The 14,534-nt window shown below is 37.2% G+C and carries 12 protein-coding genes; 10 read left to right on the top strand and 2 right to left on the bottom strand.

What is annotated here, in order from left to right; all coding sequences use genetic code 11:
* Both I215_RS09155 and I215_RS09150 read right to left on the bottom strand, forming a co-directional pair.
* On the bottom strand, positions 1-606 hold a 606-nt coding region (locus tag I215_RS09155), incomplete at its 3' end, for an MFS transporter (protein WP_008991680.1).
* 198 nt (positions 607-804) lie between these two features.
* The gene (locus tag I215_RS09150) at positions 805-1,827 is read right to left on the bottom strand and encodes a LacI family DNA-binding transcriptional regulator (RefSeq protein ID WP_008991679.1); all 1,023 of its coding nucleotides are present in this window, start codon (positions 1,825-1,827) and stop codon (positions 805-807) included.
* Positions 1,828-2,121: 294 nt separating this feature from the next.
* Here I215_RS09150 and I215_RS09145 point away from each other — a divergent pair, with 294 nt between their 5' ends.
* From I215_RS09145 to I215_RS09100, 10 genes are all read left to right on the top strand, one after another.
* Positions 2,122-5,034 carry a SusC/RagA family TonB-linked outer membrane protein gene (locus I215_RS09145; RefSeq protein WP_008991678.1) on the top strand — a complete coding sequence of 971 codons (2,913 nt, stop codon included), beginning with the start codon at positions 2,122-2,124 and terminating at the stop codon, positions 5,032-5,034.
* Positions 5,035-5,044: 10 nt separating this feature from the next.
* Positions 5,045-6,673: a RagB/SusD family nutrient uptake outer membrane protein gene (locus I215_RS09140; RefSeq protein ID WP_008991677.1), complete on the top strand. Its 1,629-nt coding sequence runs from the start codon at positions 5,045-5,047 to the stop codon at positions 6,671-6,673.
* A 16-nt stretch (positions 6,674-6,689) separates the two neighbouring features.
* On the top strand, positions 6,690-7,838 hold the full coding sequence (locus tag I215_RS09135) for a SusF/SusE family outer membrane protein (protein WP_008991676.1): 1,149 nt from the start codon (positions 6,690-6,692) through the stop codon (positions 7,836-7,838).
* A gap of 67 nt (positions 7,839-7,905) precedes the next feature.
* Positions 7,906-9,339, top strand: coding sequence for an alpha-amylase (locus I215_RS09130; protein WP_008991675.1), 1,434 nt, complete (start codon positions 7,906-7,908; stop codon positions 9,337-9,339).
* 449 nt (positions 9,340-9,788) lie between these two features.
* The gene (locus tag I215_RS09125; RefSeq protein ID WP_008991674.1) at positions 9,789-10,205 is read left to right on the top strand and encodes a hypothetical protein; all 417 of its coding nucleotides are present in this window, start codon (positions 9,789-9,791) and stop codon (positions 10,203-10,205) included.
* 1 nt (position 10,206) lies between these two features.
* Positions 10,207-11,613, top strand: a complete 1,407-nt coding sequence (locus I215_RS09120; RefSeq protein ID WP_008991673.1) for an AMP-binding protein — start codon at positions 10,207-10,209, stop codon at positions 11,611-11,613.
* Positions 11,588-12,154 (top strand): 4'-phosphopantetheinyl transferase family protein, encoded by a 567-nt coding sequence (locus I215_RS15720; RefSeq protein WP_008991672.1) that lies wholly within the window; start codon positions 11,588-11,590, stop codon positions 12,152-12,154. Before I215_RS09120 ends, I215_RS15720 begins: the two co-directional genes overlap by 26 nt.
* Positions 12,129-12,566 carry a 3-hydroxyacyl-ACP dehydratase FabZ family protein gene (locus I215_RS09110; RefSeq protein ID WP_008991671.1) on the top strand — a complete coding sequence of 146 codons (438 nt, stop codon included), beginning with the start codon at positions 12,129-12,131 and terminating at the stop codon, positions 12,564-12,566. The genes I215_RS15720 and I215_RS09110 overlap by 26 nt, the downstream gene beginning before the upstream one ends.
* Before the next feature lies 1 nt (position 12,567).
* Positions 12,568-13,791 carry a beta-ketoacyl synthase N-terminal-like domain-containing protein gene (locus I215_RS09105; RefSeq protein WP_008991670.1) on the top strand — a complete coding sequence of 408 codons (1,224 nt, stop codon included), beginning with the start codon at positions 12,568-12,570 and terminating at the stop codon, positions 13,789-13,791.
* Entirely contained in the window at positions 13,775-14,527 is a 753-nt protein-coding gene (locus I215_RS09100) for an SDR family oxidoreductase (RefSeq protein WP_008991669.1), read from the top strand. The genes I215_RS09105 and I215_RS09100 overlap by 17 nt, the downstream gene beginning before the upstream one ends.
* The last annotated feature ends 7 nt before the right edge of the window (positions 14,528-14,534 follow it).

Here is a 14,534-nt window from a genome sequence, read left to right as displayed (position 1 = left end):
ATAGTAAAAACCCAGAAATTGTTCTTGATCCATAAAAACTACTGCCCCAATACCAAAGGCTACTTTAACGGATAAGGGCACTACTCCAGGAGCCGCTTCATTGCTCACTCCTAAAATATTAACCAGCCAAGGTAAGTTACTTGCCACTAATGTACCTACTCCAATAATGAGCGCTTGAACCACAAATCCGTAGGATCGTTGTGATTCATGTAATTTGTCCGCCACCAAGGCCCTAAAGGGTTCCATACTTATATTAATGGAGGCATCTAAAATCCATAAGAAACCAGCTGCCATCCACAATGCCGAAGAATGCGGAGCTAAACATAAGGCAAATGAACTCAAAATAGCACCAATTAGAAAGTAAGGACGACGCCTACCTAGTCTAGAATGCCATGTCTTATCACTTAAATACCCAATGATAGGCTGGACTATCAGACCTGTTAAAGGAGCAGCAATCCACAATAGCGGAAGACTCTCTTTATCTGCACCCAGCGTTTGAAATATTCGGGACATAAATCCACCTTGTAAGGCGAACCCGAATTGTATTCCTAGAAATCCGAAACTCATGTTCCATATCTCCCAGAATCCTAAAATACGCTTTTTCATTATCGTAATTTGTTAATTCTTAATACGATAAGCGCTACGACTTATCAAAACTTACTTATGTTTATTTTTGAGAAGTAAAAATAAGTTTTGATCAGGGCGAAGATACAATTTTTTTGATACTGGCAAAGCATTAATTAATGAGCTTAACATTTTAACAGCTTCATATAAGCGGAGTTCCGAAACTTTTTCGTAAAATCCCTAAACAGGTTTCGTAGATTCTCGTTGCAAGATCGATGTTTTAATAACCTCCATTTTATAGGAGTCATCTGTGTGGTCACTTTCCAGGCGGTCAATAAGCATTTTAGCAGCTTTCTGCCCCATCTCGAAGCCGTGTTGAACAACTGTTGTTAAGCTAGGGTAGGCATATTTAGATAAAATACCATCACTAAAACCAACGAAACTCATTTCCTGAGGGATAATTAAACCTCTACTATGAGCCTCACGCATCGCAACAACAGCATAGAGTTCGTTCACCCCGAAAACGGCATCAAATTTTTCAGTATCAAATAGGGATTTAACTTTGCCATCTAATTCTTCTACTGTTTCTACCCTAACAATAAGGTTTTCATCAATCTCAATACCTTCATCCTTCAGCGCATTTTTATAACCCAAAGTTCTTAGCTTCCCAACCGAAACGTAATCAGGAGTTGTTAGTAGTGCAATTCTTTGACAGCCGGAATAAATTAAGTGCTTCACTGTATTATAAGAAGCACGAGCGTCATCTATAATGACTTTATCACAATAAATCTCATCAGAAACACGGTCAAACATGACAAGTGGCATTCCTTGGTTGATGACCTCCCTTAAGTGATGGAAATCTTTTTTAGCCATGGTTTCTTTGGAAAGCGACAATAAAAACCCATCGATACTTCCGGAGGCCATAGTTTCCAAATTGATGACTTCTTTGGCAAAGGATTCATTAGAAAGACACACGATAACATTATATCCCAACTCATTAGCCTTTTGTTCTATACCACTGATAATTAAAGTAAAAAAATGATGAACAATTTCCGGGATAATTACCGCAATGTTTTTAGTTTTTTTATTCTTAAGACTTAAGGCTATATTGTTAGGTTTGTAATTGTAGAATTTTGCGAACGCTTGAACCTTATCTATAGTATCCTGACTAATTTCAGGACTATTGTTCAATGCCTTAGAAACTGTAGAAATGGACACATCCAGTTCTCTCGCAATTTCTTTCATGGTAATCTTCTTCTTCATTACTTTATGCTTAAGTGGTAATTTAACAAAAATAAGGACTAAATCTCTAGAAATCTAACTAATTTTTAAAGCTTACACTTGAATCTTTATCATCAAAAAGCTAACTTTAAAAGGAATTAAAGAACGCTACCCCCCTGATTAGGTATTTGTTAAAATGTAAAAACTTGTGAACACTAAATCGATTTCGCTGCACTTGAGATTTGCGTATACTTAAACTTTACCTAAACTTTACAGTTGTTTTACCTTGAGAAGTAAAAATAAATCTAACACTTAATTAATTTTTTCAAACAATCTATGAAGCTAATTCAGACAATAAAACTGCTGGCTTTCCTGATACCTCTGGGAGCATTCTCCCAACAGGTTGTTACAGGAACAGTCACTGATGCAGGGACAGGAACTCCTATACCAGGAGTGAACGTAGTGATTAAAGGAACTACCGAAGGTACTTCTACGGATTTTGATGGTAACTTTCAGATGGAAGCGGAAAACGGAACTGTACTACAGTTCTCTTACATCGGATTTACCCCCCAAGAAGTAGCCGTAAGTGGAACGAGGTTAAATGTAACCTTACAAGAAGACACTGAACAACTCGAAGAAGTGGTAGTCATCGGATATGGTTCAGTAAGCCAAAAAGATGTTACAGGTGCTGTGGATCAAGTTACATCGGAGGATTTTAACAAAGGGCCAATTGTTTCTGCCCAACAATTAATCCAAGGAAAAGTAGCGGGTGTATCTATTAGTTCTGGTGGTGGAGCTCCTGGTGAGGGTCAAAACATCGTTATTCGTGGTCAAGGATCTCTTTCTTTGAGTAGTAATCCACTCTATGTTGTAGATGGTATTCCCTTAGCCGATGGTAATATTGGAGGGAGTAGAAACCCACTGAACTTTATCAATCCTAACGATATCGAAAGTATGACCGTATTAAAAGATGCTTCGGCAACTGCAATTTACGGTGCACGAGCTGCTAACGGGGTTATTATGATTACCACTAAAAAAGGTAAAGGAAGAGAGTTTAAATTTAACTATGCTGCTTCCACTACAGTTTATGACCCAACGGATTTCGTTGACGTTATGGACGCAGATCAATTCAGAACCATAATTCAAAATTCTGGAGATCAAGCTGCCATTTCACGTTTAGGAAATAGCAACACCAACTGGCAAGATCAAATATATAGACAAGCCATTGGTTTTGATCACAACTTTAGTACAACAGGTAACATTAAAGGTTTTATGCCAGTAAGAGCATCTTTAGGTTATACAGATCAAAGTGGTATTTTAAAAGGTGATAATTTCGCTAGAACCACAGGGTCTCTTAACCTTCGTCCAATGTTTTTTGATGGTCATTTAAAAATCGAATTAAACGGACGTGGTTCGTACACTGAAAACTCTTTTGGTAACAGAGACGCCATCGGAGCGGCTGTAGATTTCGATCCTACGCAATCGATCTATGATGAAAATTCTCCATTTGCCAATTATTTTACTTGGTTAAATACTCAAGGGGGACAAAACAGCTTGGCACCGACTAACCCAGTAGCTCTAGTTGATCTTAAAGATGATACTGCAGAGGTAAGACGTTTAATCGCCAATGCAAAGGTAGATTATCAACTACATTTCTTTCCTGACTTAACAGCAACAGTAAATGTTGGTATTGACAAGTCAGACAGTAATGGAAGAACAATTATTCCTATTGAGATGCCATCTTCACAAAATGACTGGAATGGTTCTCTAGGTACATACTCAAACAAGTCAACGAACAAATTATTTGATGCATATCTTACTTATACCAAAGACATCAATGATGTACACTCCATAAATGCTGTAGCAGGTTATTCTTACCAAAGCTTCGAATTTGACAACGACAGCTATGATAGCGAGGCAGAAGAAGATGGAAATGATTTTATTTTTATCGACAGATGGGAGAGCGTATTACTATCCTATTTTGGAAGATTAAACTATAGCTTTGATGACCGCTATTTATTTACGGCGACCCTTAGAGCGGATGCCTCTTCGAAGTTGAATCCAGATGACCGTTGGGGTTATTTCCCATCGTTCGCTTTTGCATGGAACATCAACAACGAGCAATTCTTAGAAAATTCAGAAGTGATCAATAACTTAAAATTCAGAGTTGGTTATGGTGAGATCGGTAACGTATCAGGTTTAGGTGACTATTTATACCTGACACGATATACACAGAGTCAATCCAACGCCAATTACCAATTAGGAAATGGTTTTTACCAAACGTACCGTCCTGAGGCTTATAATGAGAACCTAAGATGGGAAGTTGGAAATACCCTAAACGCAGGTATAGACTTTGGATTATTTAACAACAGAATCTCAGGATCTGTTAACGCATACATTAAGAAAACCGAAGATCTAATTAGTTGGGTTACTGTTGATCCGTTTACCAACTTCTCTAATGCTATTGATAAGAACATTGGAGATATGGAGAACAAAGGTATTGAGTTTGAAATCAATGCTACTCCAGTGCAGACTGAAAACTTTACCTGGAATGTAGGTTATAACATTTCATTTAATGATAATAAGCTAACGAACTTACCTGATGAGGTAGAAGTTGGTGGAATCAACGGAGGTACTGGAAACAACATCCAATTACACAAAGAAGGCTATGCTCCTTATAGTTTCTGGGTGTATAAGCAAGTTTATGATGATCAAAATCGCCCAATAGAAGGAGCGGTTGTAGATAGAAACGGAGACAATCAAATTAACAATGATGACCGTTACCTATACAATGATCCGTATGCTGATATCATCATGGGCTTCAATACCAGCGTAAGCTACAAAAACTGGGATTTATCAGTTGCTACTAGAGCAAACTTAGGAAACTATGCCTACAACAACATGGCATCTAGTAAAACTTACGGATTGAGATCAAGAGAAAATAGCATTCTTACAAACTTACATACAGATTATTTCAACACAGGATTTAACACTCTAACGGAGGTAAACTTACAAAGTGATTATTATATACAAGATGCGTCTTTCTTTAAAGTAGACAACATTACTCTTGGATATACCCTTAGAGATTTTATCGATGCTGATTTGAGCCTACGTCTTTATGGTTCGGTTCAAAATGTTCTTACCATCACAGATTATGACGGTTTAGATCCTGAAATATACGGTGGTATTGATAACAATTTCTACCCAAGACCAAGATCGTTTGTATTTGGAGTTAACCTAGATTTTTAAAAAAGACAACATGAAAAAAACATATAAGATATTATTAAGCCTAGTCATTACAGGCGCTGTTTTTACAAGCTGTCATGACGATCTCAATGTTGATCCTAGCATTGATCCAGATAGCTTCACAGAAGAAAATGTGTTCGCTACTGCTGAGGATGCAAAAGGTGCACTAGCCAAATTGTATGCTTCCTTGGCATTGACTGGGCAATCGGGTCCTGCAGGACAACCAGATATTACGGGTATCGATGAGGGAACTTCTCAATACAGCCGGATGTTATTTAATCTCAATGAGCTGACAACTGATAATGCAGTGATAGGTTGGGGAGACCCAGGACTTCCCAATCTTCATGAAATGAGTTGGGATGCCAGTAATGACTTTTCTACTGCGATGTACTATCGTCTTGCTCAGGAAGTTTCTTTCTGTAATTCATTTATTTCAAATGCAGAACAACTCACTGAAAATCCTGAAGTGGCAACATATATTGCTGAAGCTCGTTTTCTACGTGCATTCGCTTACTTCAACTTGATTGATTTTTATGGAGATGTACCACTTGTAACGGCAGTTTCAACAGAATTACCATTACAGAACTCAAGAACTGAAATCTTCCTATTTGTGGAAGCTGAGCTTTTAGAGATTCAAGACCAATTGAAAGAAAGCCAAGCAAATGAATATGGTAGAGTTGACAGGGTTGCTGCTTGGGCATTGCTATCTAAATTGTACTTAAATGCTGAAGTTTGGACAGGTGAGCAATTATACACAGAAGCTGTTACCTACGCCAACAAAGTAATTCAATCTTCTTATAGCATTAACACCACTGATGCAAATCAAAATGGTAATGCTTATGATGAATTATTCCTGGCGGATAACAATTCTAACGGAGCGCAAAACGAATTCATTTTTGCACTTAACTTTGATGGAAATCAATCTCGTACCTATGGTGGAACAACATTTCTGATTCACGCAGCAATTGGTGGAAATATGGATCCTGCAGTCTATGGTGTTAACGGTGGATGGGATGGTATCCGTACTACTAGTGCTTTAGTTAGCAAATTTGCAAGCTCAATTTCTGCGAGCAATGGAGATGGATACCCAGTAGCATGGAATGATGGTAGAGCAATGTTTCATACCGATGGTCAAGCTTATGAGATCAACACTATTGCAAATACATTTACAGATGGCTATGCGGTTTCTAAATTCAAGAATGTAGACTCACAAGGGAACCCAGGTAGTGATGCTGGAGGTGAATTTACCGACACTGATTTACCGTTAATTCGATTGGCTGAGATTTACCTTACCTATGCAGAAGCTGTGGTAAGAGGTGGCGCTGGTGGTGATGTTAATACAGCCGCTAGTTTAATTAACCAATTACGATCAAGAGCTTACGGAAATTCAAGTGGAAACATCGCAGCTGGTGATGTTACATTAAATTTTATTCTTGATGAACGCGCAAGAGAGTTGTATTGGGAAGGTCAACGTAGAACTGATTTAATCCGTTACGGGTATTATACTGGAACAAGCTATTTATGGCCATTTAAAGGTGGAGTTAAAAATGGAACCTCTGTAGATAATTATAGAGTCTTATTCCCTTTACCTTCAAATATACTTTCTATCAACTCTAATCTAACTCAAAATACAGGTTACTAATACTAAAAATAAACTGATGAAAAAAACAATATTTATATTCGTCGCCCTACTTTCTGTCCTAGGTTTTAACGCATGTTCCGAGGACGATGATTTCACATTTGTGGCTAAGCCCAACCCAGAAGGCATCGCTTTTGAAAATACCCTCTTAGAATCCTATCCGCTAAATGCAGCTAACAAGGATAATCTAGCAGAACGTTTTGTATGGAACGCGACTGACTTTGGTGTACCATCTCCAGTAAAATACGAACTTCAAGCTTCAACTACAGAGTCTTTTGAAGCTCAGGAAGTTGTAGCTGGGGAGCTAACTGCAACTAATTATGGAGTTACCATAGATTATCTGTTAAATCTAGCTGGTCAAGCTGGTTTGGATAACGATCCAGAAACAGATGCTCCTAATACAGGTTCACTTTACTTTAGAGTGAAAGCTTATGTAGGTAATGCAGGAGGAGACACTGAGCAATTATCTCCTGTAATCGCTCTTGCGGTAGTACTTATTGAGGCAAGTGAAGGTGAAGGTGGAGTTGAAATGAAACCACAAATGTACCTAGTTGGTGATGTTACTGCAGCTGGTTGGGATGCAAACAATAACAATACGCCATTATTTAGAGATGGAGAAAACGATCTAATGTTTAATTTCACAGGTAGATTTGCAGGAACTACCGAAACTGAAGGATTTAAACTTTTAGAGGTCCTGGGAGACTGGCCTTCACAATGGGGACTCGATGATAGTGGAGCACTGAGCAGTACTGCTATACTAGGAACAGATCCTTCTGCATTTCCTGTAGCTACTGATGGCTATTTCAGCCTCACTGTAAACAAAGAAGATATGACTTACACTTTTGAACCATATGATGCTTCCGCTGCACCATCTTATACCACTATTGGAATTTTAGGTGATGCAACAGCTGGTGGATGGGATGTAGACCAAGATCTCACACCTACAGCATTTGATCCACACGTTTGGGTAATTGAAGGCATTGAACTTACTGATGGTACAGTTAAATTCAGAGCTGAGGATGAATGGGAAAATAGCTGGGGAGGTTCTACGCCTCTAAGTGGTCAAGGTTTCAACGATAATGATCCAGATATTTCAGTAGCTGCTGGAACTTACAATATATGGTTTAACGATCTTGATGGACGTTATATTTTGATCCCTCAACAATAATTAACCACATAAATCAAGCCTGGTACAAAAGTCAATGTACCAGGCTTTTTTTATCTAAAAGCAAAATATGAAAACAATACACTTTTTAAGTATCCTACTTACCTTGCTTTGTATCGGTTGTTCTAGCGATGACTCGCCACAGAGGGAGCCTGAGGTGGATCCCCCCCCGACTGATGTAGTGATAACTCCTATTATTTTAGAGAATTACTCAAGTGGTCAGGGAGTGATGATGCAAAGTTTCTATTGGGATGTTGAACCTCGTGGACAATGGTGGAACATCATAACAGATCATCTTACTGATTGGAGTGAGAGTGGGATAGAAAAAATATGGTTACCTGTGGCTACTAAAGGACAATCAGGTGGTTACTCTATGGGTTATGACCCTTCGGATTACTTTGATTTCGGAGAGTACAATCAACATGGAACTGTAATCACAAGATTTGGAAGTAGAAAAGAACTTGAGACCTTAATTTCTAAGGCGCATGATTTGGATCTAGAAGTAATCGCTGACATTGTGATAAATCATAATTCAGGTGGCGGCCTAGAGTACAACCCTTATCGCGAAAAAGACACCTATACCCTATTTGACCAAACCCACGGTAATGCCTCTGGGATGTTTAATAGAAATTACGAGAATTTCTACCCAAATAGTACTAGTAATTATGACGATGGAAGTCTATTTTATGAGGAAACCAATTTAGATCACAATCAAACCTATGTTCAGGATTGGTTGTGGAAATCCGAAAACTCCGTGGCAAAATATTACAAAAATGTCATGGGATTTGATGGTTGGAGATTTGACTATGTTCTGGGGTATGAACCATGGGTAGTGAAAGCATGGCTCACTGAGGTTGGTGGATTTTCCGTAAGTGAATTATGGGATGGAAATGCCAGCGTATTATCAAAATATGTGGATGAAACAGGCAGTGGTGTATTTGATTTTTCTACTTTTTATAAACTTGAAGAAGCATTAGATCGCTTTAATGATCTTACATATTTGGATAAGGACATGCTATGGCAGACTCATCCAGATAAAGCTGTAACTTTTACAGCAAATCACGATACCGAAAAGGATGCAAATGAGGATAATAACATAGACCCTGAAAATAAATTAAAGGCCTATGCGTATATTTTAACACATCCTGGTTATCCTACCATTTTTTATTCGGATTACGAAAACCTAGACTTTAAGCCCCCCCTTAAACAATTAATTAAAATACATAATAGCTTAGCAGTTGGACCCACCCAAATACTCTATGTAGACCGCGATGAATACATCATGAGAAGAGATGGAGAGGGAGACAACCCTGGACTAGTTTTGTATATCAACCATTCGAAAACTGTCAAAAGACGCTCGGTGACCACCAATTGGAAGCAAACCATATTAATTGACTACAGTAATAACACCCCCTTTGTAGCCACTGTTGATGACCAAGGTGTTAGCCAACTTGAAGTTCCAGCTAATGGCTTTGCGATTTATAGCATCGCAGAATTACAATAAATAAAGATGATAATACAAACATATTTTTATAATAGTTAGTTAGTTTAGTTTAATACGTTTAAGAGCTGTTATCTTGGTTTATCGAAAGAACCATTTTAACAGCTTTTTTTTTGCTTGATGTGTACTTCAAAAAAAGATGTAGAAATTCAATTTTATCGTAAGATTTGGATTATGATAACTATAAGACATCAGTAACAATTTGGTTAATTATTCATAAAATAGCAAGATTATTTTAGAATTTTAGTGCAATAAAATAGGAAATATTAAACTTTTATGCACCGATACACAATATTGTATTTGCACTCTCGTTAACTACTTTACGGAAAGCCATAAAAGATTAATATCATCGTATTAACCTTAAAGGCTCGTTTTATTAACAATTACTTTAACATGTAAAGAACTATATAATTTAGGTTATTAATTACATTTGATAACTATAGCCACAAATCATGAAGAATATAAGACAACTAGTTTCAAACTGTAGAGAAGGAAACAAAAAAGAAATAAAAAAATTTATAAAGGAACTCGAATCCAGAGAAAAGACCACCCCTCTTTTAGAAGCTTATTCTGCAGTTGCAACTGCATACAAGGCTAAGATTGCGCTAAATCCCTTAAAGAAAATAGAGCTTCTCAATACTTATAAAGAAGCAATGGACACAATAGTAGAACAGCAAAAATCTTATGAAATTGTATTTCTGAGGTTTATGATTGAAAAAAACATTCCATACGGACTTGGGTTGTCCAATAATTTAATGCAGGATTACACCTATTTAACGGAAAATACAAAAGAAATCGAAGAACAAGACTTCGAAGAATCATTTCAAAAATTCATGAATAAGTTTATGGAACTAAACAGGCTGTCTTAAGATGAGTTTAATTAGTGAAATAAAATATGCCCTTAACCACTTCAAATCGTCGTCGATTATAGATGTAAAGGAGAATAAAACTTTAAAATATCAAGAGGTTTGCTCTGCTATAGCTCAACTCAAACGAAGGTTTCACAACGTAAATTTCGAGCAAAAAATAGTTGTTTTCGATTTTTATGAGAATTCTTTGGATTTGGTGGTGTTGTTCCTATTTATTTTGGAACAAAAAGGGATACCTCTAATTCTTGAAGTGTCTAAGAACCAACCAAACTTGCTAAATGAAATCACTTATTTTGCAATTATAGGTCAAAAACAAAGTCTTTTAAGTGTTTCCGATGACTATTTCCGATCTTTTGACACACCTTTTGGAGAACTGAGAATCAACGAATCTCAGTTGGACACTCCAATGACTGAAGATTGTTCGCTCTTACTAACTAGTTCGGGCTCTACTGGAATCAAAAAAATAATTAAATGTCGAGCAGCTGGGGTTCTTCAAAATATAAAATCAAACATAGAAGCACTAGGGATCAATGAAAAGGATCGTACTCTAATCTGCTTACCAATATATTATTCTTATAGTTTAATTGGACAGTTTTTATCTCATTTGGTTGCAGGAGCTGATATTATTCTAGCGCCAAATCGCTTTATTCCACTTTACCTAAATGATGTCCTTAAAAAACACCGACCGACAAATTTCTTTATAACCCCAACTCTTGTTCGCGTTTTAAGCGCTTATCAAAGTCATTTGAAATTTGCCCCCCTTAAGTTTGTTGCTATAGGCGGAGGGTATCTGAGCAAAAACTGTTTTGTTAAGTTCACAAAGCAATTCCCATGTACTTATTATCATAAAACATATGGTATAACCGAAGCTGGTCCGAGGGTGTCCACCTATACATTAGCCTATGAGGAAGTCCATGCCTTTCGTCCAAATTACATAGGAACTCCAATAGGAAATGTACAATTATCTACTGGTAGTGCGATAGGACATTACCAGGGACAAGTCAGCAGTTATTTACATATTAAAACTCCTTCAGCTTTCTTGGGTTACCTTATAGGCACACATCAATACCATAAGGCATCCACTAGGTTGGAAACTAGTGATATTGTGTTCAAACAACAGAATGAATATTATATCCTAGGTAGGGCAACTGACCATTTTAAGGCTACAGGTGAACTTTGGCGTTTTCAAATCGAAGACATTCTATTTGAGGAAATACCTGGCCTGTTAAAAGTAAATATTCATCGTGATGAAACTGCGCAATTACAATTGGGGTTAATTAGAAACAAACGCAGTTATACAGATAGTAGCGTTCATTTCAGTGAACGTTTGAAGGAACGATTTAGCCCTACGGTAATGCAAGCTTTAATTATAAAAGACAACCATGAGAAATTTACCTTTTCTAAATAAGGATACGGTAATGGTCTTCTATGGCCATAGGCAATCAGAGCTTCAGGTGTCCTATTCTGGGAAACTCTCAAGGATTCTGTTTAATTATTTCTTTAAAGACCAACAGCAGTTACAATTCAAATATGATCAGCATGGTAAACCAATAAGTTGGGGAGATACATTCCATATCAGCATCTCACATTCCAAGGAAATAGTAATCTGTGCTATTTCAGATCATCCTATTGGTATCGATATTGAATTTAAGCGCTTCCTTCCTAGAAAGTGCTTTGAATTTGCCAATGAAGTATATGGGAAGCTATTCCACATTAACCAATTAGACGATTGGTGTCGATTAGAAGCAATTGTGAAATTAACGGGGCAGCGTCTAGGGAAGTTTCAACCAGAAAATCTTCAGTTAAACAAAATCAAAACCGAAAACATTCATATTCATAAAGATTATCATTGTGTGCTTTGTTATCAAGGCCAACCAAAAACCATTTTGATTAAAGAAATTTCGATAAAAAAAGCAATTGATTATGCAAACTACAAAAACGTATCCTAAACCAGAAGATATCCTTCCACATGATAAGCCTATGTCATTAGTGGATAAAATCACTGACTTTGAACCTGGAAAATGGATTAAAGCCACTACCTCTTTTGATGAAAAGGCTTTTTTTTACCAAGGTCATTTTCAGGGGAATCCAATTACTCCAGGAGTCATTCTTTTGGAAAGTATGTTTCAGACCTGTGGGTTGTACTTACGCATATCTGCAGAAACCACCCCTGGATTTCCGATGATTATGGGAAGAGCTGTTAAAGTTAAAAATGCCTCGTTTTCAAAAGAGGTAAAACCGGATCAGCTTATAGAAATTTCCGCAAAATTCAAACATAAGATGATGGCTTTCTTTGTGTTCGACTGTGAAATACATATGGATGGTAAATTGGTTTGTCACAGTGAATTAGTGCTCTCTTAACATGAATAAAAGAATAGTTATAACAGGTTGGGGTATTGTGAGTCCTTTTGGATTGTCTAATCAGGATTTTGAATCTAGTTTTGACAACAAACTAGCATACTCCAAGAAAGAAGATTGGGAATCAGAGCATTTGGGTCCGCAATATTTTGGTGCGATTCCAGAATTTGATATTTTACAACAAATTGATTCTTTAAGACCACCTTTTCCTAATAGATATTCAAGCATAGGACTTTTAGCTTGCATCAACGCTTTAAAAGATGCAGGTCTTCTAGAAAATAAAGAACTTACAGAAAAGGCAGGACTTGTAATCACAACGACACTCGGTGCCAGCACAGCCATACAGTCCTATCTTTCTAAATTGTATAAAAAAGGACCTGACAGGGTCAGTCCATTTAATTTCTCTAAAGCAACTTCCAACAGCATTCTTGGTGATATTTCAAGAATATTAGGGCTTAAAGGGCCAGGTTCTCTTGTATATGGGGAGGAAAGCGTTACCTATGGTGTTGATTTAATCAACAATGACCATACGGACATTATCGTATGTGGAGGAGTAGATGAAATCACAGAATTAAATATATACCTAGCAGATAAGAAAGCACGATTAGTTTCTCCAAATGGAACATCGGTATACGAACACTTGATCAATGACAATCAAAAGGATCAATCGATATTCAGTGAGGCTGCATCATTTGTTGTTATCGAATCTTTAGAATCTGCCCAGAAAAGAGGAGCCAAAATATATGCTGAAATTGTGGACTACAAACAGTTTAGAGATCAACGTTCAAGCAAAGTAATCTTTGAAAGATCCACTGATTCTCTTCAGGGTAATTTGATCGAACTTTTAAATAAAAACCAAATTAGAGACAAAGATCCATTACTCTTTTACGGATCTGCTTGTCTGCCATGGCATATACAATCCTACGAATGGGAAGCACTATCAGATCTGCCTTTTGAGTTCAGTTATGGTAACTCCAAGGCTTCTATTGGGGAAGGTTTATCAGGATCGAATAATTGCACCCTAGTGTCCACCCTATTGGCTCACACTAAAGGACGTTTGGCTAATGTATTAAAAGACGCCGTCGTACTTAGGGATCCTCCAAAAAACATCAGTTTAGACTCCCTAAAGGGAAATGAAGAATTTACAAGTATTACGCACACCTTTTCTGTAGGTGGCAGCAACACATTATTAATGCTAAAAACAATGAGAAATGACCAACGACCATAAGACCGTATTTGTTTCTGGAGGCTCAAGAGGAATCGGAAAAGCAATTTGCCTAAAATTTGCTGAGCACGGTTTTAAAGTGTATTTCAGTTATAAGTCAAATAAGGATGCAGCCCATGAATTAGTGAGCACCATCAAAGATAAATTTAGTTGTCCTGAAGCTGTAGCATTCCAATGTGATATGTCTAATGTACAGGAGGTAAAAAGTCTCTTTAAAGAAAACAAAGATGAATTCACTGCAATTGATGTCTTAGTAAACAACACAGGTGGACATGGAAAAACTGCTCCGTTTTTGTTTTGCAGTAATGAATACTTCTGGGAAATCATGGAATTAAACCTAAAATCTGTGGTGAATTCTGTACGTGAAATCCTTCCTATATTTATTAAAAAGAAAGAAGGAAGAATTGTCAACATCACTTCTATTTCAGGATTAAAAGGAAATCCAGGACATGCTCCTTACGCAGCTGCCAAAGCTGCAGTGAATGCCTTTTCCAAATCAGTACTCAAAGAAATTGGTTCCATGGGAATCATTATAAACTCTGTAGCTCCAGGCTTTATAGAAACTGAAAGTGTACAGAATATCCCTGAGAAATACTACAAACTCCGAATTGAAAATAGCATTTACAAACGGATGGGATATGCCGATGAAGTTGCCAATGTTGTGTTTTACCTCGGATCAACTGCACCGGAATATATGACCGGACAGGAGCTTATTATAGATGGAGGAATATCTGGATAAATTAATG

Origin of the sequence: Galbibacter marinus (assembly GCF_000300875.1) — a bacterium.
Lineage (GTDB): Bacteria > Bacteroidota > Bacteroidia > Flavobacteriales > Flavobacteriaceae > Galbibacter > Galbibacter marinus.
The sequence above is the reverse complement of the archived record's forward strand: the minus strand, read 5'-3'. Positions and strand labels throughout refer to the sequence as shown.

Bases quoted from the DNA above. Each gene is read 5' to 3' on its own strand.
- I215_RS09150 (WP_008991679.1), bottom strand. From the start codon at position 1,827: ATGAAGAAGAAGATTACCATGAAAGAAATTGCGAGAGAACTGGATGTG.
- I215_RS09145 (WP_008991678.1), top strand. From the start codon at position 2,122: ATGAAGCTAATTCAGACAATAAAACTGCTGGCTTTCCTGATACCTCTG.
- I215_RS09140 (WP_008991677.1), top strand. From the start codon at position 5,045: ATGAAAAAAACATATAAGATATTATTAAGCCTAGTCATTACAGGCGCT.
- I215_RS09135 (WP_008991676.1), top strand. From the start codon at position 6,690: ATGAAAAAAACAATATTTATATTCGTCGCCCTACTTTCTGTCCTAGGT.
- I215_RS09130 (WP_008991675.1), top strand. From the start codon at position 7,906: ATGAAAACAATACACTTTTTAAGTATCCTACTTACCTTGCTTTGTATC.
- I215_RS09125 (WP_008991674.1), top strand. From the start codon at position 9,789: ATGAAGAATATAAGACAACTAGTTTCAAACTGTAGAGAAGGAAACAAA.
- I215_RS09120 (WP_008991673.1), top strand. From the start codon at position 10,207: ATGAGTTTAATTAGTGAAATAAAATATGCCCTTAACCACTTCAAATCG.
- I215_RS15720 (WP_008991672.1), top strand. From the start codon at position 11,588: ATGAGAAATTTACCTTTTCTAAATAAGGATACGGTAATGGTCTTCTAT.
- I215_RS09110 (WP_008991671.1), top strand. From the start codon at position 12,129: ATGCAAACTACAAAAACGTATCCTAAACCAGAAGATATCCTTCCACAT.
- I215_RS09105 (WP_008991670.1), top strand. From the start codon at position 12,568: ATGAATAAAAGAATAGTTATAACAGGTTGGGGTATTGTGAGTCCTTTT.
- I215_RS09100 (WP_008991669.1), top strand. From the start codon at position 13,775: ATGACCAACGACCATAAGACCGTATTTGTTTCTGGAGGCTCAAGAGGA.